Raw genomic sequence first — 24,466 nt, forward strand, 5'->3', positions numbered from 1 at the left:
GACGATTTGGGTTGATCTGTTTGCCTATCAAACGGTCGAGCCGCTCATCGTGCGCGTGGGCTGGACGCCCGACAGCCAGAAAGTCGTCTACGAGATTCAGGATCGAGAGCAAACCTGGCTCGATCTCAACCTGGCCGATCCAGCGACCGGCGCCAGCCAGAGGCTCTTTCGGGAAACGAGCCCCGCCTGGGTGGAAGTCATTGATCTCCCCTTCTGGCTTCGCGATGGGTCCTTTCTCTGGCAGAGCGAGCGTAGCGGCTGGCAGCACCTCTATCACTATCGGCGCGACGGGACGCTCATCCGGGCCGTGACATCAGGAGCGTGGGAAGTCCGCACCTTGCACGGTGTGGATGAGACCAACGGCTGGGTCTATTTCTCCGGGACCGAGCGCAGTCACATTGGCAGCGATGCCTATCGCATTCGCCTGGATGGGACCGGTCTGGAACGCCTCACCGAAGCTCCCGGAACGCACCAGGTGTCGTTCAATCCGACGTTCACCCACTTCGTTGATACCTGGAGTGATGTTCAAACGCCGCCGCAGGTTCGCCTCTTCACCGTCCAGGGCACGCTCGTGCGCGTCATTGATGAAAATAAAGTGGAGGCCCTCGGACAATATAAGCTGAGCAAACCGGAATTCGTGCAGGTGAAAACGCGGGACGGCTTCGTCTTGGAGGCGATGATGATTCGCCCTCCTGACTTCGATCCGAAGAAGAAATATCCCGTCTGGAGCTACACCTACAGCGGACCGCATGCGCCGCAGGTGCGCAACAGTTGGGGTGGGACAACCTATATGTGGCATCAGATGCTGGCGCAGAAAGGCTACATCATCTGGGTGTGCGACAATCGTACGGCCAGCGGCAAAGGGGCGCAGTCCACCTGGCCGGTCTACAAAAACTTCGGCGAGTTGGAGTTGAGGGATTTGGAAGAATGTCTGGCCTGGTTGAAGCAGCAACCTTATGTTGACGGCTCACGGATCGGGCTCACCGGCTGGAGCTTCGGCGGCTTCATGACGCTCTATGCCATGACCCATTCGACGAGCTTCAAGATCGGAATTGCCGGAGGTTCGGTTACCGACTGGCGCGACTACGATACGATCTACACCGAGCGGTACATGCGGACCCCACAGAACAATCCCGAGGGCTATGAGAAAAGCTCCCCCCGGAATGCCGCCAAAAATCTTCACGGCAAGTTGCTCCTCATTCATGGGACAATGGATGACAACGTTCACCTGCAAAACACTATCCAGTTCCTCTATGAGCTGCAAAAGGCAGGCAAGCAGGTGGAGCTGATGCTCTATCCGAAGTCGCGTCACGGAGTGACCGATCCTGCTCTGGTCAAGCACATGCGGGAGACGATGCTGCGCTTCATCGTGGAGAATCTGTGAGGAGGTGCAGAGCGAAGACCGCACCCCCGAAGCCATGAAAATCCTACTACAGATGAACGCGGATGGATACGGAAGAGTGAGACGATTCCCGTCCATCCGTGGTGATTTATCGGAGGAGGTTTTCGTGGGGCGGGAGTTCCGCCCGGAAAGGACGAAAAAAGAGGCCGCCGAGTACACCGATTCTCGCAGGGGGAACCATCGGGCGTGAATCGGTGACATCTCTGGCCATTTTCCGAGGAGGTCGTCTATGAGGGAACACATTCAGCGGATCATTTTCATCGTTCTCGTTGTCGCCCTGTGTTTGTCGGGCTGGGCGTCCGTTTGGGCCGGGCAGCAGGGGCGCTTGAGTGAGCGCGCGACGCAGGCCGAACCGTCGCGGGATCCAATGACACCGGCGACCTTTGCCGGGTTGAGGCTCCGCTCCATCGGTCCGGCTCTCACCTCCGGACGGGTGGCCGCGCTGGCAGTTGATCCCACCAACCGCAAGCGGTATTACGTGGCAGCGGCCTCCGGAGGCGTATGGAAAACCGTCAATGCCGGAACGACGTTCACGCCCGTGTTCGATAACGAAGGCTCTTACTCGATCGGTGCCATCGCTCTCGATCCCAAAAATCCAGCGACGGTCTGGGTCGGCACCGGGGAGAATAACAGCCAGCGGAGCGTCTCCTATGGTGATGGCGTCTATCGCTCGGACGACGGCGGGCGCAGTTGGCGCAACATGGGCTTGAAGAAATCCGAACACATCGGTCGGATCGTGATTGATCCCCGCGATTCTCAAGTGGTCTATGTGGCAGCTCAGGGACCGCTGTGGTCGCCGGGCGGCGATCGCGGTCTGTTCAAAACGACCGATGGGGGGAAGACGTGGAAGAACATCCTCTCGATCAGCGAGAACACCGGCGTGACCGATGTCGTGCTGGATCCGAGGGACCCCGACGTGATCTATGCCGCCGCCTATCAACGCCGCCGTCACGTCTGGACGATGATCAATGGCGGACCCGAAAGCGCCCTTTACAAATCCACCGACGGCGGGGCCACCTGGACGAAACTGCGCGCCGGTCTCCCCACCGTTGATCTGGGGCGCATCGGGCTGGCGATCTCGCCGGTCAATCCCGATGTGATCTACGCCACGATTGAAGCCGCCAACCGACAGGGCGGGATCTTCCGCTCAACGGATCGGGGCGCGACCTGGCAGCGGATGAATTCCTACGACAACCAGGCGTTCTACTACGGGCAGATCATCGCCGACCCCAAGGACGTTGATCGCATCTACGTCATGGGCGTTCAAATTCAGGTCTCCGATGACGGGGGACGAACGCTGCGGCCGCTCAACAGCCGGTTCAAGCACGTGGATAATCACGCCATGTGGATTGATCCCAATGATCCGGAGTACTATCTCGTCGGCTGCGATGGCGGTATTTATGAGAGTTTTGATCGCGGCGAGACCTGGCATTTCAAAGCTAATCTGCCGATCACGCAGTTTTATGCCGTAGCCGTTGATAACTCGTCGCCCTTTTACTACGTTTACGGGGGCACGCAGGATAATTTCAGCCTCGGCGGTCCATCGCGCACCCGCAGCCTGTCGGGCATCACCAATGCCGACTGGTTCGTCACCAATGGAGGCGATGGCTTTCGCTCGCATATTGATCCGGTTGATCCCAATATCGTCTACGCCGAGAGTCAAAATGGCGGACTCGTGCGGTTTGATCGGCGCACGGGTGAGCGAGTGAGCATCCGCCCGCTGGTCGGTAAAGGTCAACCGGCGCTGCGAACCAACTGGGACACGCCGTTTCTCATCAGCGCCCATTCGCACACGCGGCTCTACTATGCCGCCAATATTCTCTTTCGCAGCGACAATCAAGGCGACGACTGGAAAGCCATCAGCGGTGATCTCACCCGGCAACTGGATCGGGATCAACTGCCCGTGATGGGGCGCATCTGGGGACCGGAGGCGGTGGCCAAGCACATGGGAACCGCACCGTACGGCAATGCCTCGGCTCTCGCCGAGTCGCCGAAAAAGGACGGATTGATCTACGTCGGCACGGACGACGGCTTGATTCAGGTCACTGAAAATGGCGGTCAGACGTGGCGTCGGATCGAGAAGTTTCCCGGCGTGCCCGAGATGACCTACGTCAGCCGATTGCTCGCCTCGCAGCACGACACCAATACGGTCTACGCTGCTTTCGACAACCACTGGAACGGCGATTTCTCCCCCTACCTGCTCAAGAGCACCGATGCCGGTCGCACCTGGACCTCGATCACCGGCAATTTGCCGGCGAACGGTCCGGTCCTGGCCATCGCCGAGGACCACGTGAACCCGAATCTCCTGTTTGTCGGCACCGAGTTCGGCCTCTTTTTCACCATTGATGGTGGCCAGAAATGGGTCCAGCTCAAAGGAGGAATGCCCACGATCGCCGTGCGCGACCTGGCCATTCAGAAGCGCGAGAATGATCTCGTCGTGGCCACTTTTGGTCGGGGCATCTACATCCTCGATGATTACACGCCGCTGCGTCATCTGAAGCCGGAGATGCTGGCCGAGGAAGCCGTGCTCTTTCCCGTTAAGGACGCGCTCATGTACGTGCAATCGCAGCCGCTCGGAGGTCGCGGGAAGGCATTTCAAGGCGATTCGTTCTTCACTGCCGAGAACCCGCCCTATGGTGCGGTCTTCACCTATTATCTGAGGGACACGCTAAAGACCCGGCGGCAGCGACGTCAGGAAGCCGAACGCGAAGCGATTCGCCGGGGCGAGTCCATTCGCTATCCCAGCCGCGAGGAACTCAAGCAAGAGGAGGAGGAAGAACCTCCGGCCATCATCCTGACGATCACCGATAGCGAAGGACGAGTTGTGCGGCGATTGACGGGACCGACGACCAGTGGATTTCACCGCGTGAGCTGGGATTTGCGGTATCCTCCGCCGACGCTCGCCGCACCTCCGGCAGGAGAAGAGGCGGCCTTTGCGCCGACTCCCTCCGGTCCTCTGGTCATGCCGGGGCGATACACTGTTTCACTGGCCAAGCGCGTCGAAGGCGTGCTGACGCCTCTGTCCAAACCTCAGACGTTCACCGTGACCGTCGAGGGAGCCGAGAACATGACGGCGGCGGATCGTGCAGCACTGGCGGAGTTTCAACAAAAACTCGTGCGACTCCAGCGCGCCGTGACCGGAGCGAGTGAAACGGCAGCGAGCTTGCGCACACGCCTGGAACAGCTCAAGCGGGCTCTTCTGGAGGCACCTGCCGATACGCGGCGGCTCGTGGACGAGGTTACCGCAGCACTCAAGCGCACTGACGAGGTTCTCACGGCCTTGCGGGGAGACCGTCTGGCCGGCGAGACAGCTCCTCCCTCGATCACGGCGCGGGTCACCAGCATCGTCAATCGCCACCGCATGGCAGCCGCGCGCCCGACGCAAACGCAACTAGAACAGTATCGCATCCTCGTCGAAGAATTCACACCCGTGCTGGCGAAACTTCGGACTTTAGTCGAGACCGATCTCCAGCGACTGGAGCGGGCCGCCGAAGAAGCCGGTGCGCCCTGGACGCCCGGTCGCCTCCCGCTGTGGGAGGATCGCTGATCGGGTGTGACCCGGCAAGGGAAGGGGATCGCCGAACGGATTCCCGTTCTTCCCATCTACAATGCGGGAGCCTCCGGGCGGGCTCCCGCTGGTCTTTCCTGCGATAGGAGGACGGGACAAAAGCTCCAGCAAAGAGTTCTCGCAATTTCCGCCCTCTTTCCACCTGGAGCATTTTGGATCCAGTTGCTCTTTTTAAAGCCCATCTGATAGAGGAGCCAAGGAATGGGGGTCAAGGAGGAAGCCAGCGAGAGGACGACGATTGCCGACCACGTGGCAAGAAGATCAAGCCCCGCTCTACAAGTTGTACAAACAAGAGAAGGACGATCAAAACCGAAGGCGGGGAGCATTGTGTCAGGGGTAATTGGTCAAAGAGGTGGCCGAGGTCGTGGAGGTCCACTTTGGCACGGTGCAGGAGAGGGGCAGGTGTAATGGGCAGGCTGAGGTGAAGGGAGTGCGGGAGCACCGTCGCGGAGGGATTATGTTTAGATTCCAAAGCAGGGCGCATTGTGAAGGGAGTGTGGGAGCGCCGTCCGGAGGTTATGGAGGGCGGAAATCGAGGTTGACGCCGGAGCCGAAAGGTGCCGCCGGAGAGAACGGGCCAGCCAAGGGCCAGGGCAGCACATGCCTCCTCGTGGGTGAAGGTGACTGGTAAGCGGGAGGGCTTCTTCGCCCGCTCGACCATCATCAATTCAGTCCCGTGGTTGGTTGAGAACCTCGCGGTAGAGAAACGGAAGTGCACTGAGTGCTTAGTGGGTGGGAGTCGCCACATTTCGATTGACGGCCAAATTGGGAAAAATATACTTTTTGATCCAACGCACATAAGCTTCTTTGGTCCTGATGCTGTAGTGCTTGAGGCGGATCAACTCGCGCACTTGATCGAGTAACCTGGGCCTGCTCAGTATATAATCCGTCATCCTGAGAAGCGGTAGCTAGGAATTTGGTGATGTCAACCGGATTATCTGTGCTAATTGGTGTAAAACTTCATGCCTTTTAGAGTTGGATGGGCATGCCCCAGCAGCACAATTGTCACCGGCCATAGCTTTTGAGAGACACCTATCAGGAGAGAACACCATGCGTGTTAAGGTTGTACTTGAAGCCAGCGATGAAGGCGGATACACCGTTTACGTCCCATCTTTGCCTGGCTGTGTTAGCGAAGGAGAGACGGTAGAAGAAGCCCTGAGAAACATCCGGGAAGCGATCGAACTGTACCTTGAACCTGTGGAAGATGATCTAGTGATGGAGGAAACTGCCCTGGTACACGAGATTGAAATGTGAACAAGGTACCCAGTCTGCCATACCAGCAAATTATTCGCGCCCTGCAGAGAGATGGCTTGTGGTACGTCAGCGCGGCAGTCACATTCGGTTACAGAAACGTGTAGGAAGCGAAATACTCAAAATTACTGTCCCCGCTCATCGTCCAGTCAAACGGTCTACGTTGGCACATATCTTGAAACAAGCACGGTTGAGCGTAGATGATTTTCTTGAAATTGCTTTGAGCAGGCCAGAACGCCTGCCTAAACAGGAACCTGACGCCGCTCCGCTGCGTGGCGCGTGCGGCCGACGCGCAGGCCGTTACGCCACTCCGAGAAGGCCGAGTGTACGGCCATCTGAAGCGGAAGAAAGCTGCCATTGAGGAGCAACGGCACCAACGGACCGCCGATCCGGAGCGGGTCAACAGTCTGGCCGGGTGGGTCTGGATACAGGAGGCTGTCACCAGCCTTTTTCCAGAAGATATAGCCTTTCCTTAGGCAATTGGTATTAGATCCTCTTGAAAGCGCACCGTCCGGTCACGCGGTGAATATGCCGACGTTCATCCTGTGTCGGAGCGAGTCGTTTGCTTCCGGTGGGACGTTTTTGCCTCCTGGCCGGTGATCTGTTCAGAGACACCTGACCGGGAGCCAGCCCAGGATGTAACCCGCAGCAAGACATCAGAGGCGAAGCGATTGTGCGCCGGTGAGTCCTGTTGGCGATAGACCTTGGCCCGATAGCGAAAGACGTTGCCATGCCGATCTTGATGACGAGATTCTCGATAGTCGAGTGAAATCCGCGCCACCTGCATCCCGGACAAGGTGAATAATTCGTTCGCCTCTGAAATCCCGTTATGGTTGAAATCCTGCCACAGCCTGACGGACGAGTAGATTCCATCCTGAGCATCAATGAATCCATCTCCATTGCCGCCCTGCGCCGGCCGATCATATTCGGCAAGGGCTTCAAATCCATGCTCCGCATAGCTCCCATTGGCCAGAGGCGTAGCATTCCCAAAGAGTTCTCTTCCATTGTCAATCTGACCGTTGCCGTTGCGGTCTAACACGAGCCAAGCGTCATCAGAACCTGGCGCAGTCCAGGCGACCTGGTCCAGACGGCCATCCCCTCCAATGTCGAAGCGCACGCCGCCAAGGGCATCGGTCAGATCAAAATTGTTACCCTCGAGGTCCACGAGGATGGGCGAGGGGAGGCAGCAGCAACCCGGAACCTGCTCGGTTAAGCCGCTGGCGCACCCGTCGTCCGGATAGAGACAATAATCCACAGGTTCAGGGCAAACTCCCCCAATACTGCAAGACTCAGGGCAGCCGTTCGATCGGGAAATATTAATTGACCCACTTTGTCCGTTCACACCGGGATTTCCTGCATTACCACTGTCACCGGGAGAACCATTGTTACCGCTACTTCCGTCCTGGCCGTCATTGCCTCGCGTCGAAGGGCAATGAAAACCGGTTGCTCCTTTGCCCCCTCTTCCTCCAGGTCCCCCCAGTCCACCTTGTCCACCGGAACCTCCCTGACCGCCTCCTCCCGCCGTTCCCCCGGCGGCGTCGGCTGAGATTCTCGCCGGATCATAGTCAGCAGGATAGGTTACGATGATATTGCCACCGTTTCCACCATTGCCTCCATTGCCCCCATCACCTCCTCTGCCTCCTTGGCCACCCCACCCTCCATTGCCGCCTCTACCGCCGTTCCCGGATCCTCCCTGACTACACGGACAATCAGCTCCATTGCCGCCCTCTCCGCCTGCTCCACCATTTCCACCTTGACCCCCAATTCCACCATCGCCGCCGCGTCCACCATTGCCACCGCGAGAAATGAACGTATAGCTCGCCGTAGAACCTGGGGGGATCTCATACGAAATATCCTGTCCATTTCCACCAGGATACCCGTTCCCACCGGTGCCGCCGTCCGCTCCGGGCCGACCATCTCCGCCTGGCGCACCGTCACCGCCGTGAATATTACCTCCGCATACCCCATCTGACCCTCTCGGACCAGGGTTGGGCCACCCATCCGCCCCCCGTTCTCCTGCAGTCCCGGGCGCACCGTCAGCTCCAGGCTGGCCGCTCCGATCTATGTCCTCAATCGAGGAAACGTGACGGCTGATCAGACGTAGGTTCGTTCTTAACCTCTTCATCCGCTCCAGCCACTCTTTCCTTCCAGGCCCACTCGTGTCTATGGTGATGTGCCCTCCTTGGATGACCGGAAGTGCAGAAGGAAGAACCGATGGCTCTACCCAATGTGGGCCTCCAAAATTGACAGGCATCAATTGCCCTTGCTGCTTCTTTATCGCCCTTCGCAGAGATGTGCCCATCAATCCTGCCGTCTCGATGGGGAAGACGTGTATCTTGTGGTTCCCTTTGATTAGGGCATTGCTGCCTTCAAAGATCAGGTGCTTCACCAGGATCACCGTTTCCCCGGCCAGTTCAACCCGTTCGGGCAGGTAAAGAGTATCAGCCATGTATACGCCCGCGAGCGGCTCTGCTTCGTATCGAACCATCTGCATCTGCGGCATCTGAGCAAAAACGGGAGCCAACTTCTCCCGCCAGTTCCAGACAAGCAAGGTGTCGGGATCAAAAGGGACTTTCTCCTTCAGGAGCAATGCGCGCGCGGACTTGAAAGTCTCGCGTCTCAAGGCAAGCTGCTTCTGCCGTATCTCGTGGTATGACAGAGCAGCTTTCTGCTGCGACTTCATCTGATTGCTGCCCGTCAATTGAGCGGTTGGGACCCTCTCTGGAGTTTTGCTCCCTACCGAGACAACCAAGAGGGATACTGTGATAAGGGTCAACAAAAGGCACACCCTTCTCATAATCCCCTCCTCAAATGACGCGTCATGCAGACAGGCCTACTTTACTGCTCAGGGGTGCTGTGACATGGCAAAAATTATCATTTTTCTGGCACATGGTTCTCATTTTCTCGAATTCTGTCTTTTTGAGCTTCTGAGACGCCTCTTTTGATACGCTTTCGGCAGGGAGGTGTGACTCTCGACAAGGAGAGAAGTCTGCAAGGAGGTTCGCCCAAGACACATCCAACCGGAGCACCAGTCGTTGAGCAACACAAACCTTATTGCCCGGAGAATCAGTCCCTACGACCAAGAACAAGCCTCTGAACAGCTAAAGGACCGGAGATCAGCGCATCTGCCCCATCTGTGACAACACTTTATCAAAGAACTCTCCGGTAGCTCCCGCCGTTTCGCTTCTGCCGGCCAGTGTAGTACTGCTCAAAAAAAAGGTCAAGAAAATTCTTTGCCGAAATGAAACCTGCGATCTGTGAGCGGCATCGGCTCCGGTCTCCGATCAGACTCAGTCCCAACCAGACCGGGGATAGGAGTCCACTAGATCAGGCAGATCCCAAGGCGCCGGCAATGACGAGCGGCGGGCGCGCTCAGACTCCATCCCCTGCCCGAAGTCGCCGTCTCCTCTTGGGCAGGATAGAAGAATTGTCTTGCCCTCGCGTTGAGATGGCGTTGTTGCACGAATAGGCGGCGATGGTAAGCTGGGGGCATGACTCGAAAACCTCACAAGCGTTGCCAAGCTTCTGCGCTTCATCGTGTCGCTTCTGGCACCCCCACCGTGGCGCCAAGGCCCCGTATCGGGTGCGAAATTGGGCGGCGTACAACGAGAGTGTAGTCCACCGCGGTTCCATTACGCCGCTCCGTGGAGGGCAAAGTGCACGGGGATCTGAAGCGGGAGAAAGCAGCCATTGAGGAGCAACGGCACGGGGGGCGGGTGGCCGATCCGGGCGGGCGAAAAGTCTAGCTGGGTAGGATTGAATACAGGAGGCCGTCACCAGCGTTTTTCGAGAAAATACGGCTTTTCATCGGCCGATTGGAAGGAGGAGAAGCGGAAGCCCTGGGGGTTGCGGAGCGATGCTTCGTGAGTTGACGGCAGGGGAGCCGTTGGCGCTAGTGCGAGCCAAAGAAGCAGAAGTGCTGAAGGAACGGATGGCGTGTCGCTCCTTGGCGGCATGCGTTGCCATTTGTTGATCCATCGGAGCGTCTCTTTGCCCATCCTTACCATTGGGCGGCTTTCCAGTGCGTCGGGGTGTTGTGAGGAATGCCTTTGGGGAAGGAGACAACACCTGCACCGAAGGCGTTATACCAATCGCAGGTTGTGGACGAGGGGGATTCCGGCTTTACAAGTTCTGATCCCCTGACCAGTTATCTCCAATTCGCGAGGGTTTTTCAGATTGGTATGAGTTTACCCCGGGAGGGCAACTTCTACCGTGCCTATGCCCGCACGATGCGGGCGCTCCCGGAGGTACCGGGCAATTGAAAACCGCTCTAAGAGGAACCCCCTCTCACCGACCGGCACTCAGGGCGGCCAGATCCGCATCCACCATCATACGGATAAGTTCGGCAAAGGTCGTCGTTGGCTCCCAGCCGAGTTTCTTCTTCGCTTTACTGTAATCCCCTCGCAACTCGTAGATCTCGGCGGGGCGATAGAGCCGTTCGTCAATTTTCACGTAGGGCTGCCAGTCCAGACCCACATGGCTGAAGGCCACCTCGACCAGCTCTCTCACCGAGTGAGTCTCTCCGGTGGCGATGACGTAGTCTTCGGGTTCGTCCTGTTGCAGCATGAGCCACATGGCCTTGACATAATCTCCGGCGTATCCCCAGTCGCGTCGCGCCTCCAGATTCCCCAGTCGCAGCTCCTGAGCTAACCCCAGTTTGATCTTGGCCACCGTATTGGTGACCTTGCGGGTGACAAACTCAAATCCCCGTCGCGGTGATTCGTGATTGAAGAGGATGCCGCTGATGGCATAGAGGCGATAGGCTTCTCGATAATTCCTCGTCAGGTGAAAGCCCGCCAGCTTGGAGACGCCGTAGGGCGATCGCGGATAGAAGGGGGATTGTTCGTTCTGGGGAGCGGCGACGTTACCGAACATCTCGCTCGACGCGGCAAAGTAGAAGCGACAGTGCGGAGCCCGATGCCGCAGCGCCGAGAGCACGTAGTGCGTCCCGTTGATGTTGGTGCTGATGGTGGAGAATTCGTCCTCGAACGAATAACTGACGAAGCTCTGCGCGGCCAGATGGTAACACTCATCCGGTTGGACTTCGTCCACAACGGCGAAGACGCTGGCATAGCTATCGAGCGAAGCAGCATGAAGAATCACTTTGTCGAGAATATGACGAATCCGCCAGAGCCGGTGCTCCGGGTCTTCGATGGCGACGCGCCGCACCAGACCGTGAACTTCGTAGCCCTTTTCCAGAAGAAACTCCGCCAGGTAGGACCCATCCTGGCCGGTAATGCCGGTGATCAACGCTCTTTTCATCGTCACTTCTCCTGTAGGCGGGGAAGTATACGGTATCTTCCTTCGACATTCCACGACAGGAAGAGGGTGAACCGTTAAGGTTCGCGCCGGTTCTGCTGAGCGGCAAAGCCCTGCCGTCGCCGGTGAGCGACATCATTATTGAAAAGCGGCATCTCGGCGCTCAGTACAAGAGAGCAGGGAAGTGGCCTCAAGGAAGTGAGCGCTCAGGGAGGTGATGTTGATGATGCGGCAACTCCCCGCGAACCGATGAAAAGAGCCGGACCGGGAGAGTTTCGCGCCGCATTTTCGAGGAAGTATCCTCAGCCCCGTTGTTTGACAGGCTGCCGGAGGACGTGTCATTCTCATCCTCCGTGTTATGAAACGGGAGACCGTGGCAACGGCTTTCCTGGTCGCCGTCATTCTCGGCGTCCTTTACCTGTGCTTCCTGATGGTGAGTCCTTTTCTTTCGGTTCTGGCCTGGGCGATTGTTCTGGCCATTGTGTTTTATCCGTTGCACCGTCGGATGCTCAGATTCATTCGCCGTCCCGGCATCGGAGCCCTGGTGTCGTGTCTTGTGGTCAGCGGGATCGTCATCGCTCCGACGGTCCTCATGGTAATGGCGCTCGTCGGTGAACTCGCGGATGCGTATCAGCTCATCGAGAAAAGGGTTCTCAGCGGAGTCTGGCGCTTTTCGCTCGAGCCGGGACAGAGTACGTTCCTCAGCCGCTCGATTGGTTGGCTCAATCGCTACGTGGATCTGTCGGAGGTCAATCTGCCCTCGCTCATTCTCACCAACCTGCAGCGGCTTTCGACGCTGCTTGTGAATAAATCCACGCAGATCATTCAGCAGTTCTCGACGTTTGTCTTCAAGGGAGCCCTCGTCCTTTTCACGTTGTACTTTCTCTTCCGGGATGCCGACGCCTTGCTCTCGAAGATCAAAGAGCTTATTCCGCTTCCTCCGTCGGAGACCGATCAGGTCCTCCATCGCATGAGGGAGACGATCAATGCGACGATCTATGGCGGGGTGGCTGTTGCACTGGCTCAAGGTTTTCTCGGAGGGATCGCTTTCGGATTCCTGGGACTCCCCTCGCCGGTGATCTGGGGTGTGGTAATGTTTTTCTTTTCGTTCCTGCCGGTGGTTGGGGCCTCAATAATCTGGGTTCCGGCGGTGATCGTGTTGCTGGCTCAGGGGCATGTGGGAAAGGGTCTCTTTTTGCTCGTTTGGGGAGTGGCCGTCATCAGCATGGCGGATAATCTCATCCGGCCTCTGGTGATCAAGAGTCGCATCCGGTTACACACGCTGCTCATTTTCTTCAGCATTCTCGGCGGCGTGCAGGTTTTTGGCGTCATCGGGTTGATCATGGGACCGGTGGTGTTGAGCGTCGCCCTGGCGCTGGTCGAGATCTTTCGGAGAAAGATAACCCCCTCGGCCGAGGGGGTCTCTCCCCACGAGGAAGTCGCTTCGCCGCCGGGTCCGGCCGTAGCTGGAGGACAGGGCGAAAACCCGCCGCCGTCACAGTGAGCGAAGCAGAAGCGCCCGTTTGACCTCGGCGATCGCGCGGGTGACGTCAATGCCTCGCGGACAGGCTTCGACGCAGTTGAAGATGGTGCGGCAGCGCCAGACGCCCGTTTTCTCCGTCAGGATATCCAGCCGCTGGAGCCCGCCCCGATCCCGACTGTCGAAGATGAAGCGATGAGCATTGACGATGGCCGCTGGGCCGATGTACTCGCTGTTGGCCCAAAACGACGGGCAGGACGTCGTACAGGCGGCGCAGAGAATACACTTGGTCGTATCGTCGAACCGCGCGCGCTCCTCCGGTGATTGGAGACGCTCTTTCTCCGGCGCGGGCTCGTCGTTGATGAGGTAGGGTTTGATCGCTCGATATTTGGCGAAGAACGCCTCCATATCAACGACCAGGTCTTTGATGACGCGGAATCCCCGGAGCGGTTCAACCGTGATGTGCTGGCCGAGATCCTTCACCAGCACCTTGCAGGCCAGCCGATTCCGCCCGTTGATGATCATCGCATCCGATCCGCAGATGCCGTGCGCGCACGACCGACGGAACGTCAGCGTCCCATCCTGATACCACTTGATGTATTCCAGTGCATCCAGGACGCGATCCACCGGCTCGACCTCAACCTCATACTCGGCCCAGTAGGGCGCTGCATCCTTCTCCGGCTGAAATCGTTTGACTCGGACATGCACTTTCATAAATCCCTCTCCTTCGCCTCCTGAGCAGCCGATCAGTACTTACGTTCCACCGGTTGGAATCGGGTGATCACGACCGGCTTGTATCTCAGTTCGAATTCCCGATCCGTGCGAAAGGCGAGCGTGTGTTTCAACCAGTTGGCGTCGTCCCGGCGAGGGAAATCTTCCCGCCAGTGGGCTCCCCGACTTTCTTGCCGGGCCAGGGCGCTCACGGTGGTCACTTCGGCCAGATCGAGGAGATAGCCCAGCTCAAGAGCCTCTTGCAGATCGGTGTTGAAGACCTTGCCCCGATCCTGGAGCCGAATCCGCTGATAGCGATCGCGCAGTTCTTTGAGCTGGACGAGCATGGCTTCGAGGGTCTCGCGGGTGCGGAAGACCGAGACCTTCTCCATCATTTCCGCCTGAAGCGTGGCGCGAATTCGGGCGACCGATTCCGATCCGTTGGCGGTGAGCAGCCGCGAGATCTCCTCTCGCGCGCGTTCTTCCGGTGACGGCGGCAAGGGCGGCCTCTCCGCCTGTCGGAGGTACTCGATCATGTCCCGGCCCGCGAGCTTGCCAAAAACGAGAATATCCACCAACGAATTCGTCCCCAGCCGATTGGCCCCATGCACCGATACGCATGCGCATTCCCCCGCCGCATAGAGACCTAAAACCGGCGTGTTGTTCTCATCGCGGATGACGCGCCCCCGCACATCGGTGGGAATACCGCCCATAGCGTAGTGAGCCGTCGGCTGCACCGGAATCGGTTCCCGCACCGGATCAATCCCCAGATAGGTCCTGACGAAATCCGAAATGTCGGGGAGCTTCTCCTCGATGACCTTCGCTCCCAGGTGGGTGAGATCGAGCAGCAGGTAATCTTTCCCATCAATTCCTCGACCTTCCCGAATTTCCTGATACATGCAACGGGAGATGATGTCGCGGGGAGCCAGGTCGAGCAGCGTCGGCGCATATCGCTCCATGAATCGTTCGCCCATCCGATTGCGCAGGATGCCCCCTTCGCCTCGCGCTCCTTCGGTGATGAGAATGCCCAGCTTGTAAATTCCCGTCGGGTGAAACTGGAAAAACTCCATGTCCTCCAGGGGAATGCCCCGACGAAAAGCGATGGCCACACCATCGCCGGTGAGCGCGCGGGCATTACTGGTGATCTTGTACATGCGCCCGAATCCACCTGTGGCCAGCAGCACCGCCGTGCTGTGAAAGACATGAATCTCTCCATCGGCCAGCGACAGCGCCACCGCTCCTCGACACACGTTGTCTTCCAGCAGGATGTCGAGCAGATGGAACTCGTTGAAGAACTGAACATTGTGTTTGACGCACTGCTGATAGAGCGTCTGCAAGATCATGTGGCCCGTTCGATCCGCAGCGTAACAGGAACGACGCACGGGCGCTTCGCCGAAATTCCGGGTGTGGCCTCCGAATCGGCGCTGAGCGATACGCCCGTCGGGCGTGCGATCGAAGGGCAATCCCCAATGTTCCAGTTCGTAGACGCAGGTGATGGCTTCCCGGCACATGATCTCGACGGCATCCTGATCGGCCAGATAGTCGCTCCCTTTGACCGTATCGAACATGTGCCACTCGGGGTGATCCTCTTCGAGGTTGCCCAATGCTGCGCCGATGCCCCCTTGAGCCGTCCCCGTGTGGGAACGAATCGGATAGAGCTTGCTGATGACGGCGACGGAGCGTCCCGCTTGTGAGACCTCCAGCGCCGCTCGCAGGCCGGCTCCTCCGGCTCCAACAATGACGGCATCATATCGGTGAGTTACAGCCATAGTTCTTTGTCCTCCCCCTCTACGACCGAGTGCTGGCCCTCGGCCAGCTTTTTATTTCCCGACGCTCCCACGGAGCGCAATGGTATTCGCTGGCCCGAATCACTGCCGATCCGTGCCCGCTTGTCCTCTCAACCTCTCAGGCGGAAGGAGGCTTCTCCTCGCTCACGGCCAACGGAGATCGCGAACGGTTCTTTTTCTCTCTCGTGCTCTCTCCCACCTTCAGGCGCTAGCCCTGGGGTTGAAACGTCAGAATAACCAGCGATCCCAGGACGAGAAAGATGAAGCCCACCACATAGAGGCAGGAGAGGGAAATCAGCCGCCAGTTCTTCGCTTGAACGTAATCGTCAATGACCGTTCGGAGTCCGTTCAATCCATGAAGCAGGGCCAGCCAGAGCATGACCAGATCGTAGGTTCGCCAGAACGGAGTCGCGTAGCGGGTCGCAACGAACTGATAATCAATGTTGTCAACACTGTTGAGGATGTGCATGATGACAAGATGTCCGAGGGCCAGTCCGATGAGGACAATCCCGGACACTCGCATGAAAAACCAGGCGTACAGCTCAAATCCTCCCGCCGGACGCTCTCGACCGAGATAATTCATGAGTGCACCTCCTCGCTAGCGCCCCAGGACGACCGGGCTCAGCATCAACAGCGACGCGGGTATCCAGAGAATCAAAAAGATGACAATTTCGACCCAGAACATCTGTCGCTGAAAGCGTGTGCCCAGAGGCCAGAAATCAACCACAATAATGCGAATGCCATTGAGCGCGTGATAAACCACAGCCCCTACCAGCAGAACTTCACCCACGCGAAAGACCGGGTGGCGATAAAGGGCCATGGCCGCGTTGTAGACGTCAGGTCCCCATCCGATCAAGGCCGTATCTACGATGTGAGCAAAAAGGAAGAGAAGAACCGCTAGCCCGGAGATCCGATGGAAGATCCACGACCACATCCCCTCATGCCCTTTGTACATACTGCGCTCTCCTCAGAATGATCAAGAGGCTAATTGTCCGGCTTCACTCCTGTGAAGTCAAGCGGCTCCCGATGCCGACTTTTTCTGCCGGTGCGAGTGGAGAAATGCAATCGAGCCGGATTCGGGAAGATCCCGAGATGAACGGAGGGTCAGGCGCCCTCACATCCCGGAAGGCAATCAGGCGACAACAAACAGCCGAAGGACCGTCCGAACGCAATCCCGGGAAAGAGCATCCCTGCACACTCTCTCGAGATAAGGTGGCACACACCGCTGGAGGAAGATCATGTCACCCTCACCCTGAATGTGATATGGAAGCCTGCTTTTTCATGGACATCGGGTGAGTGGGAGGATCTCACGGTTTTCGCTCCCGTCGTGCGACATAAGTCAGCGGCCCTGAGCGAGCACTTCACCGTAAAGAGCCTCGATGCGGGCGATGACCGATTCTCGTTCAAAATGCAGCCGAACGATTTCCCGACCGGTTTGTCCATAACGGGCTCGCCGTTCGGCATCGGCCATGAGTTCAAGGATTGCCGCAGCCAGGCCAGGAATGTCGCCGACAGCAACGAGGCGTCCGGCTTCGCCCCGGCTCAGAATCTCCGCCGGACCACCGGTCCGATAGGCGATAGTCGCAATCCCGGCAGCCATCGCTTGAAGGAGCACAAGCGAAAAAGCTTCCGCGTGCGAGGGCACGACCACCAGATCCGTCACCGCCCATACATCTCGAAGGTCGGGCTGATAGCCGAGAAACCGCACGCGGTCTTCGAGTCCAAGACGCCGGACCAGCTCACGCAATTTCTTCTCATAGCGATTGTCCGGATGAGGATCATCGCCCACCAGGAGAAATTCACCGTCCTCCGAATGGCCGGCCACGATCTCGGCAGCCCGAATCACATCCTCCTGTCCTTTAGCGGGAGATAACTGACCAATCGTGGCGATGACCAAACCGCGCCGAAGACCCAGTCGCGCACGAGCCGCTGCCCGGTCCGGTAGCACCGCGAAGTCTTCCAGGCGCACCCAGTTGGGAATCGTCACAACCTGTCCGGGATCGAGACCTGCTCCTGTGATGAGTCCCCACCGCACCGATTCCGAAACGGCGATCACACGGGCGACGCGCCCCCAGGCGCGGCGATAGAAAAAATTCCTCCTGAGCGGCAGATAGTGATGCCGGGTGAGAACCACTCTGACACAACCCGCCAGCGAGGCCGCCAGAATGCTCGGAAGATAATCGCGCCCCAGATGCGCATGAAGGATTTCGATCCGGTGCTCTCGAATGAGACGAGCCAGACGAGTTGCCGAAAGCACATCGAGGGAGTTCCTCAACGGAACGTGATGAATGGCGACGCGCGACGATGCCGCCTTTTCCTCCAGAGGACTCTGCGGCCGCACGGCCAGATGCACCTCGTGGCCCCGTTCGTCCAGAGCCCGGACCAGATCGGCAAGATGAGCTTCCCCGCCGCCGAACGTCATGGCCGATGACACTTGAAGAATCCTCATCTTCCATCCCCCGACACCGACCCCTTCCTATCTCCGCCGAAAATCCCTGGGAGCGCAGGCAGCGTGCCTGCCAAACGAGCACGCTGGAAGCGTGCGCTTCCAGATCTTCATCGTGCGGGCGCAAGCACATGGGTGATTCCCTTGAAAATCATCTCCCAACGGATGAAAGGTTCCAACGGATCACACATCGGTTGGCCCTTTTCATCCGCTGGCAAACGCATTTTCTTCGTGGCGCGCGATAGCACATGGGCGATCCCTGAAAAATGATCCCTCGATCGCCCAGACAACACGCCCCTTCTCGGCCAGACCAAGAAGTAACAGCCGTTTCCTCAATCGTCAATCCATCGAGGAATCGCATTCGACAATCTGACTTTGCCCCGGATCAATGGCTGCCAGACTCACAAACGCCTCACCTACAGCGGTCAGTTCCGCTGTTGATTGTGACGACACCGTTGGTGCTTTCTCCAGAAAGACCTGTTGCCGTTGGCCCCCCATCGGGCTGGCTCCACACGATGAGCCATTGGGTCACTTCCCCTGGCGATGGCCTCATCGTTCTCATCCCTTCATTAACCGCGGGAAAAAGATCGCCTCCTCGTTGGTGAACCTACCGACGGGGGGCCGTGTTCATCATCCCGAAGGCTCGAACCCGATCTTCTCGCGAATGGCTTCCGGCAGGCCCTGCAGAATCTGCTCGTGGCGAAGCAGAATCGCCTTAATAGCCGCCAACTCCTCCTCGATCCGTCTGAATCGTTCATCCGTTTGACGTCGGAGCTGCGCGAGTTCTCGATCCGTCTCCGACAGCCGCTCCAGGAACGCCGTCTGTTGTTGCATCAAGGCCGTCTGTTGCTGCATGAGTGCCGCTTGACTCTCGACAAGCAATGCCATCGCTTCTTCCAGGTGATTGGTCCGCCCCGCCTTTTTCCCGGCCATTAGCTCCTCCGGTTAGGTTCGCCCTCATTGTACCACGTCCCCGGTAAAGAGGGGCAGGCCAGGAGCCGGCGTGGTCACGATCGGGAGGTCATTGAAGGGGGGCTCATCGGCTCTGGCGGCACGAACCGCGCGGCGCAGAACCGGGAGCCACCAACAGGGGTTCAAAGCCAGCGCAATCGCTCTCCAGCTTGGTAAGGGACTTGTAGACGATCTTGGTGCGGGTGAGTCAAAGCCAGTGCAATCGCTCTCCAGTTCGTCGCCTAAAAATCAACCGCGCAGGTCGAAAAAAATTCGAGGGCGTGGCCCCGTTGGCGCCGAAATTGCACATTACTCAATGGAGGCAAGGTGGTGGCGAAGCCGTTGGTCAGCAAGACCAATGCCACCGATGGGAAAACTTGGCGGCCGGTCGGCTTCGACCGGCGCTATAGACCCGAAGCAGGTCAGAAATTTCAGATAGAAGGCAAGAGACAATGCACGTGATCAAAACGACGATGAGAAAGCCGTGGCGACCGGTCATCGTGGCGCCGGTCGCGTTTACTCTCATGGTGAGTGCTACGCTGTTGACCCCGACAGAGATGTTTGCCAACACGTCCACTGACTTCCCCGATGCTACCTTCACCAATGCCTATGATATCACTCAGGCGGCGATATCGTTGGTCTGACGGAAATAGGAGCAAAGCAGTATGACGAGTTTTTCCTCTTGGGGGTGCGGCAAGCTTCGGCTGATGAGGAGGAATCTGATCATGAAACGCTGGCGTCTCTTACTACGAACTGACCTCCATCCGGGCCAGTTGCATCGTTGGCTTTCGCCGGACAAGGACAATTCTGCAACTTCAGGCCGGAAACGGCGGTCCTCGATTGTCTTCAGATTTTTTCATTTTTCAGCGGCCTTCAACGGCCTCCTGGCCGTATTGCTTGCTGGTGTTATCTTGATGCCGGCTGTTCCGCCCCCTCCAATCTCCAAGCCGCTGAAGGGAGGGTCAACATCGGTGGTGACGGCAACAGTCATTGATTTCGAGGATCTACCCGTCGGGACATTTGTCACGAGCCAGTATCGGTCGCGAGGAGTAACATTTGCCGCCGGGACCATCCTCGAACCCAGTCGAGGGACACGTTCGGGGAAACAAGCCTTGGGGAACGTATGGCTCAATTCTGAATCCCTCGAATCCATCACTCAAGGATCCCCGCCATTACAGAGCTTTTTTGGTCTGCCGCAGAGCCGGGTGAAAGTGTATGTGGGTTTAGACTCCTCGACCTCGGACGCGACCGTCACCCTGAAAGCCTTTGATACAGCCAACCGACTGCTTCAAAGCACCAATGTTACCATCGGGGGACCGAGCGCGGTAACTATACCGCTTGAGATCAGAAGATCCGGCAGTGACATAAAATCGTGCGAAGTGGATTTCAACGGTCAATTTGGCTACATTGATGATCTCGAGTTCGAAGGAACCGCGCGTGACCAACAGCCTCCCGTCGTATCCATTAGTTCACCAGTCAACGACTCGCGCGTGACGTCGGCATTGGTGACACTTCAAGGAGCGATCCGGGAGGACATAGACCTGAAAGATGTGAGAGTGATCATTGCGGGTCCGGGTGGCAGTTCTCGAGAGTTTCCTATCCTTGACACTCTCGTTCGGGGAACAGCACCTCAGTTCACCATTGGGCCCAATCTTGTTGGCAAGCTTTTTGAAGGGTCGAACAAGATAACTGTGCGAGCGACCGACTTTTCAGATAACATGGGTGAGGCGAGTGTCTTCGTTCAACTCCAGCGCCCTGATTTGTTCGGCATGGCCATTGAGGTCACGCAAGCAATTCAGGACCTCAACAACAGTGTTCCGCTCGTTGCCGGCAAATCTACTTACGTGCGGTTCCACGTGCGGGCCACGGGACCTTCCGATGTGCCCAGTGTATCGGCTACCTTGATCGGTTATCGTGGGAGCACAAAACTCGGCGAGTTGTCCTCGCTCAATCCATCCAGTCAGATTACAGTTAAGAGGGCGCCCGATAGAGGACAGATCAACGACAGCTTTCTTTTCGGCTTGCCGAATTCGTGGACAACAGACGGTTGGCTCACACTTCATGCCTGGATTGATCCTGGGAACGCGGTGGAGGAATCGGACGAGACGAACAACCGGCTTTCGGTCACGGTCTTGTTCAGTCCCGTGCCGCCGTTGCGATTAAAGGTTTATGGTGTGCAGTATTCCCACGAGGGCAGAACCGTTGAGCCCAACTATGTTGATCTCGACAATTTGGCCTCATGGCTTGTGCGTGCTTATCCTATTCCTGACCTCTACATGGGATATGCTCGTGTGCGCTTCTCCTTCATACCCAGTTGCACCACGCTCAATGGATGGCTGTGGGTTACTCGTGGCCTTGACGTGCTGTTTGGGGGAGAGGATTCGAGGACCCGTTACTACGGAATGGTCCGCGACGACGGAGGGTTCATGCGGGGCTGCGCCGCAGGTATCCCCGGAATTGTTGCGTCAGGTCCTACGGGCGCGACCATGTATGCTTGGGATACGGATGGTTCTTACGGCGATTGGTACGGCGGCCATGAGTTGGGGCATACTCTCGGTCGTGAGCACGCCAATTTCTGCGGGGCCACTGGTGGCGGTCCCTATCCCTATCCTGAAGGCAGAATCAGCTCAGCCGACAACGCTTTCTATGGCTTCGATTCGCAGTTCAGACGAATCTATCCCCCAACCTGGCGTGATGTCATGACTTACTGCAACAACCAGTGGATTTCAGATTTCACCTACAGGGGCATTCGTAATAAGCTCCTCGATGATTACTCATCGCTTGCGACGACGACAAGTCAGCCTCAGCGTCGTAACCTGATCATGATCGAAGGCCGGGTCAATCTTGACAGGCCCAGCGCGACGCTGGGAAGGATTTATGTGTTGCGGGAGCGCCCGCAGCCTCCGCTGCCTCTGCCAGGCGATTACTCGATTCTCTTCATGGACCGGAGCGGCAATCTGCTCATGGAGTTCCCCTTTAGTCCAATCCCTGATGTGATCGAATCGCATCTGCCAAGCCAGTTGAGTTTCGATCAGGTGGTTGAACCGCCGCCCGATCCAATGGCGACTATCTTTGAGATCTTGCCCTTTGATGAGCGGGTCGCCCGAATAGCCGTCTCGTATAAGGGTGTAGAACTGGTCTCGCGCTCGGTCAGTGCCAATCCGCCCGAGGTGAAGATCCTCTCTCCCAATGGTGGCGAGGTGCTGCAAGAGTCCGCTACTGTAGCTTGGACTATGAGCGACAAAGACGGCGACCCGCTGACAGGATCGTTGCTCTACAGTGCCGATGCGGGGACCACCTGGATCACCGTTGCTGCCGCGATTGAGGGCTTAAGTCATGAAGTGGACTTGACTGGTCTTCCAGGCGGAGACCACTCGCTCTTCCGTATCCTTGTGAGCGATGGCGTCAATACCGCCGAAGATACATCGGATAATACGTTCCGGGTTCCGAATAAGAGACCGACCGTTAAGATCGTCAATCCGATCGAGGGAGCGTTCTTCAACCCCGGTCAGATGGTGAGATTTCAAGCCAACGGGCAAGACCTAGAAGATGAACGTTTAGACGATGAAGCCTTCTCCTGGAGTTCGAGTCTTCAGGGGGCGCTCGGGAAAGGCCGTGTCTTGGAAGCAGCCAACCTGAAGGTTGGCAAGCACGCCATTACCGTTGAGGTTCGGGACAAGAGCGGTAACGTTGGTGCTGATCATATCAACATCGAGGTCACTCCAACGGTTCCCGTCAACGATAGGTGCGACTTTGCCAGGCCGATTGAGGGAACGAGCTTCACCGAAGATCTCGACACGACAGGCGCCACCTCTGGCCCCGAAGATCCCGTGCATAGTTGCACGAACAGGCGGGACAATAATTCGGTTTGGTACAGTTTCACGCCGACCCGAGATGGGACCGTGACGCTGAGGACCTCTGATGGCACGTTTCGGGCCGTCATTTCCGTCTACACAGGCGCTTGCACGAGCCTGACGGAAGTAGCTTGTTTTGCCTCTCGTTCGACAACCGCACGCCTCATTTTCGGAGTAAAAGCGGGTATAACCTATTTAATCCAGGTGACCAGTTCAACACCGGGTGGAGGACAGCTTCAATTAAGCTTCAGCTTCCGCTAGTCTTTGGGAGGATCCTGATACCAATTGCCTTTTGAAAAACCCTCATGAATTGCGGATAACTGGTCACGATGTCAGAACTTATAAACCCGAAATCCGCCCGTCCACAACCCGCAATTGGTATGAGGATCTTGTCGCCTCTCTCCCAAAACCCATTTGCCCATCAGGGACGACGGAAGGCATGATGGCCTTTTAGGAGATTCGGCAGAATGTCCTCTACGCCTCCCATCACTTGCGGTGAGGGCAAGTGCTGGCGAGAGCAGAGGTTATACCAATTGCCTAATGAAAGGCCATATCTTCTCAGAAAAGGCTGGTGACAGCCTCCTGTATCCAAGCTCACCCGGCCAGACTTTTGACCCGCTCCGGATCGGCGGCCCATCGGTGCCGTTCCTGCTCAATGGCGGCTTTCTTCCGCTCCAGATCGTCGTACACTCGGCCTTCCACGCGAGCAGCAGAATTGCTCGATGACTCGTTCGACCGGGTTGAGTTCGGGTGAGTAGGCCGGTTGCTCAATCATCTTCACCCCCACGGCCTTGACCTTTTGCGCCCGATGGCTGGGGGCTCGGTCCCAGACCATCACCTCCACCCCGTGCGCTTCCCATCTCTGCACCACCCCGACCAGCGAGTCCTGCTTCATATCTGGCGTTCACGCCCAATACAACCGGCCATCCAAGCCGTTATGGCCAGGTGCAAATAGGCCCATCGGGAGGTCCGCTCCACCACCTGGCGCACCTTCACCCCTCTGGCAACCCCCACGCGCCGAATCTGGCTGATCCGTCTCAGCCGCATTTCATCACCCCGAAACAGAGCCAAGCGGTGGCTCAACCCGACCGCCTTCACCTGGGCCGCCAAGCCCCCTTTTTCCAGACCTCCTGCACCGGAGCCGAAGCTTGAGTCGCCATCGGTCGCAGCACCTTTTTATCCCAAGGCGGGCAAAGACCCCTTCATCCCCCAATAACTGTAGGTCACATCAAACGTCTGCTTCACCCACATCACGGCTTCCCTCTGGGCCGCCAACATCCCCTGGCTGGCCTGTTCTCTCCAGCGTCGCCTTCGGCTCCGGCGTCAACCTCGATTTCCCGCCTCCATGAGCCCCCGTGACGGTGCTCCCGCACTCCCTTCACCTCTGCCTGCCGATACCACGTTCCCCCACTCCCGCACCGTGCCAAAGTGGACCCCGACGATCTCGGCCACCTCCTTCACCAGACGCCCTTGACGCAATAGCCACAGCGCCTGCAGCCGCTTCCGGTCTTGATCGTCCTTCTCTTGTTTGTACAGCGTGTAGAGCGTGGCTTGATCTTCTTACCGCGGGATCGCCATTCGTCGTCCTCTCATATCGGCCTCCTCCTTGCCGGTGATTGCTCGTCTACTCCATCACTGGGTCTTTAAAACGGCAATGGGTATAAGGGAGCGGGGACGACACTCCTCACCAGCGAGTGAGCGGAGGATGGTCACGTGTTGTCCAGGCTCAGAAATCGTGTAGCAGCTTGGCTTTGTTT

General features: G+C 57.8%; 19 protein-coding genes and 1 pseudogene. 7 read left to right on the forward strand and 13 right to left on the reverse strand.

The window, feature by feature from the left end:
* Both VNM72_13935 and VNM72_13940 read left to right on the forward strand, forming a co-directional pair.
* The coding region (locus VNM72_13935) for a prolyl oligopeptidase family serine peptidase (protein ID HXF06498.1) at positions 1-1,384 on the forward strand (1,384 nt) is incomplete at its 5' end.
* A gap of 247 nt (positions 1,385-1,631) precedes the next feature.
* Positions 1,632-4,949 carry a glycosyl hydrolase gene (locus VNM72_13940; GenBank protein HXF06499.1) on the forward strand — a complete coding sequence of 1,106 codons (3,318 nt, stop codon included), beginning with the start codon at positions 1,632-1,634 and terminating at the stop codon, positions 4,947-4,949.
* A gap of 746 nt (positions 4,950-5,695) precedes the next feature.
* On the opposite strand, the gene VNM72_13945 is transcribed toward VNM72_13940, so the two are convergent.
* Positions 5,696-5,863: a phage integrase N-terminal SAM-like domain-containing protein gene (locus VNM72_13945; protein ID HXF06500.1), complete on the reverse strand. Its 168-nt coding sequence runs from the start codon at positions 5,861-5,863 to the stop codon at positions 5,696-5,698.
* A 157-nt stretch (positions 5,864-6,020) separates the two neighbouring features.
* On the opposite strand from VNM72_13945, the gene VNM72_13950 reads away from it, so the two are divergent.
* The gene (locus tag VNM72_13950; protein ID HXF06501.1) at positions 6,021-6,224 is read left to right on the forward strand and encodes a type II toxin-antitoxin system HicB family antitoxin; all 204 of its coding nucleotides are present in this window, start codon (positions 6,021-6,023) and stop codon (positions 6,222-6,224) included.
* Positions 6,221-6,438: pseudogene (locus VNM72_13955) on the forward strand (type II toxin-antitoxin system HicA family toxin). The gene VNM72_13950 and the pseudogene VNM72_13955 overlap by 4 nt, the downstream one beginning before the upstream one ends.
* 321 nt (positions 6,439-6,759) lie before the next feature.
* Here VNM72_13955 and VNM72_13960 read toward each other — a convergent pair.
* From VNM72_13960 to VNM72_13975, 4 genes are all read right to left on the reverse strand, one after another.
* Positions 6,760-7,476 (reverse strand): hypothetical protein, encoded by a 717-nt coding sequence (locus VNM72_13960; protein ID HXF06502.1) that lies wholly within the window; start codon positions 7,474-7,476, stop codon positions 6,760-6,762.
* A gap of 83 nt (positions 7,477-7,559) precedes the next feature.
* Positions 7,560-7,784: a hypothetical protein gene (locus VNM72_13965; protein HXF06503.1), complete on the reverse strand. Its 225-nt coding sequence runs from the start codon at positions 7,782-7,784 to the stop codon at positions 7,560-7,562.
* 15 nt (positions 7,785-7,799) lie between these two features.
* Positions 7,800-8,189, reverse strand: coding sequence for a hypothetical protein (locus VNM72_13970; GenBank protein HXF06504.1), 390 nt, complete (start codon positions 8,187-8,189; stop codon positions 7,800-7,802).
* 2,319 nt (positions 8,190-10,508) lie between these two features.
* On the reverse strand, positions 10,509-11,483 hold the full coding sequence (locus VNM72_13975; protein HXF06505.1) for a GDP-mannose 4,6-dehydratase: 975 nt from the start codon (positions 11,481-11,483) through the stop codon (positions 10,509-10,511).
* 355 nt (positions 11,484-11,838) lie between these two features.
* On the opposite strand from VNM72_13975, the gene VNM72_13980 reads away from it, so the two are divergent.
* Positions 11,839-12,984 carry an AI-2E family transporter gene (locus tag VNM72_13980; protein ID HXF06506.1) on the forward strand — a complete coding sequence of 382 codons (1,146 nt, stop codon included), beginning with the start codon at positions 11,839-11,841 and terminating at the stop codon, positions 12,982-12,984.
* On the opposite strand, the gene VNM72_13985 is transcribed toward VNM72_13980, so the two are convergent.
* From VNM72_13985 to VNM72_14015, 7 genes are all read right to left on the reverse strand, one after another.
* Positions 12,976-13,674: a succinate dehydrogenase iron-sulfur subunit gene (locus tag VNM72_13985; GenBank protein ID HXF06507.1), complete on the reverse strand. Its 699-nt coding sequence runs from the start codon at positions 13,672-13,674 to the stop codon at positions 12,976-12,978. The two genes, VNM72_13980 and VNM72_13985, sit on opposite strands and share 9 nt — an antisense overlap.
* Positions 13,675-13,706: 32 nt before the next feature.
* Complete coding sequence (gene sdhA / locus VNM72_13990; protein ID HXF06508.1) at positions 13,707-15,440, reverse strand: succinate dehydrogenase flavoprotein subunit; 1,734 nt, start codon at positions 15,438-15,440, stop codon at positions 13,707-13,709.
* A gap of 226 nt (positions 15,441-15,666) precedes the next feature.
* Positions 15,667-16,041, reverse strand: a complete 375-nt coding sequence (gene sdhD / locus VNM72_13995; protein HXF06509.1) for a succinate dehydrogenase, hydrophobic membrane anchor protein — start codon at positions 16,039-16,041, stop codon at positions 15,667-15,669.
* A 15-nt stretch (positions 16,042-16,056) separates the two neighbouring features.
* Entirely contained in the window at positions 16,057-16,413 is a 357-nt protein-coding gene (sdhC, locus tag VNM72_14000; protein ID HXF06510.1) for a succinate dehydrogenase, cytochrome b556 subunit, read from the reverse strand.
* 384 nt (positions 16,414-16,797) lie between these two features.
* Positions 16,798-17,907, reverse strand: coding sequence for a glycosyltransferase (locus VNM72_14005; protein HXF06511.1), 1,110 nt, complete (start codon positions 17,905-17,907; stop codon positions 16,798-16,800).
* Between the two features lie 336 nt (positions 17,908-18,243).
* Entirely contained in the window at positions 18,244-18,402 is a 159-nt protein-coding gene (locus VNM72_14010) for a hypothetical protein (protein HXF06512.1), read from the reverse strand.
* 132 nt (positions 18,403-18,534) lie between these two features.
* Positions 18,535-18,837, reverse strand: a complete 303-nt coding sequence (locus tag VNM72_14015; GenBank protein HXF06513.1) for a hypothetical protein — start codon at positions 18,835-18,837, stop codon at positions 18,535-18,537.
* A 491-nt stretch (positions 18,838-19,328) separates the two neighbouring features.
* On the opposite strand from VNM72_14015, the gene VNM72_14020 reads away from it, so the two are divergent.
* Both VNM72_14020 and VNM72_14025 read left to right on the forward strand, forming a co-directional pair.
* Positions 19,329-19,499, forward strand: coding sequence for a hypothetical protein (locus VNM72_14020; GenBank protein HXF06514.1), 171 nt, complete (start codon positions 19,329-19,331; stop codon positions 19,497-19,499).
* A 327-nt stretch (positions 19,500-19,826) separates the two neighbouring features.
* Positions 19,827-22,970 carry a hypothetical protein gene (locus tag VNM72_14025; GenBank protein HXF06515.1) on the forward strand — a complete coding sequence of 1,048 codons (3,144 nt, stop codon included), beginning with the start codon at positions 19,827-19,829 and terminating at the stop codon, positions 22,968-22,970.
* A gap of 1,062 nt (positions 22,971-24,032) precedes the next feature.
* On the opposite strand, the gene VNM72_14030 is transcribed toward VNM72_14025, so the two are convergent.
* On the reverse strand, positions 24,033-24,245 hold the full coding sequence (locus VNM72_14030) for a helix-turn-helix domain-containing protein (GenBank protein ID HXF06516.1): 213 nt from the start codon (positions 24,243-24,245) through the stop codon (positions 24,033-24,035).
* Positions 24,246-24,466 lie beyond the last annotated feature (221 nt).

It is taken from the genome of Blastocatellia bacterium (genome assembly GCA_035573895.1).
In the GTDB taxonomy this organism is placed as follows: domain Bacteria; phylum Acidobacteriota; class Blastocatellia; order HR10; family HR10; genus DATLZR01.

Bases quoted from the DNA above. Each gene is read 5' to 3' on its own strand.
- VNM72_13940 (HXF06499.1), top strand. From the start codon at position 1,632: ATGAGGGAACACATTCAGCGGATCATTTTCATCGTTCTCGTTGTCGCC.
- VNM72_14005 (HXF06511.1), bottom strand. From the start codon at position 17,907: ATGAGGATTCTTCAAGTGTCATCGGCCATGACGTTCGGCGGCGGGGAA.
- sdhD (HXF06509.1), bottom strand. From the start codon at position 16,041: ATGAATTATCTCGGTCGAGAGCGTCCGGCGGGAGGATTTGAGCTGTAC.
- VNM72_13970 (HXF06504.1), bottom strand. From the start codon at position 8,189: ATGGGGTATGCGGAGGTAATATTCACGGCGGTGACGGTGCGCCAGGCG.
- VNM72_13980 (HXF06506.1), top strand. From the start codon at position 11,839: ATGAAACGGGAGACCGTGGCAACGGCTTTCCTGGTCGCCGTCATTCTC.
- VNM72_14015 (HXF06513.1), bottom strand. From the start codon at position 18,837: ATGGCCGGGAAAAAGGCGGGGCGGACCAATCACCTGGAAGAAGCGATG.
- VNM72_13950 (HXF06501.1), top strand. From the start codon at position 6,021: ATGCGTGTTAAGGTTGTACTTGAAGCCAGCGATGAAGGCGGATACACC.
- VNM72_13975 (HXF06505.1), bottom strand. From the start codon at position 11,483: ATGAAAAGAGCGTTGATCACCGGCATTACCGGCCAGGATGGGTCCTAC.
- sdhC (HXF06510.1), bottom strand. From the start codon at position 16,413: ATGTACAAAGGGCATGAGGGGATGTGGTCGTGGATCTTCCATCGGATC.
- VNM72_14010 (HXF06512.1), bottom strand. From the start codon at position 18,402: ATGGGGGGCCAACGGCAACAGGTCTTTCTGGAGAAAGCACCAACGGTG.
- VNM72_14020 (HXF06514.1), top strand. From the start codon at position 19,329: ATGAGAAAGCCGTGGCGACCGGTCATCGTGGCGCCGGTCGCGTTTACT.
- sdhA (HXF06508.1), bottom strand. From the start codon at position 15,440: ATGGCTGTAACTCACCGATATGATGCCGTCATTGTTGGAGCCGGAGGA.
- VNM72_13965 (HXF06503.1), bottom strand. From the start codon at position 7,784: ATGATCCGGCGAGAATCTCAGCCGACGCCGCCGGGGGAACGGCGGGAG.
- VNM72_13945 (HXF06500.1), bottom strand. From the start codon at position 5,863: ATGACGGATTATATACTGAGCAGGCCCAGGTTACTCGATCAAGTGCGC.
- VNM72_13985 (HXF06507.1), bottom strand. From the start codon at position 13,674: ATGAAAGTGCATGTCCGAGTCAAACGATTTCAGCCGGAGAAGGATGCA.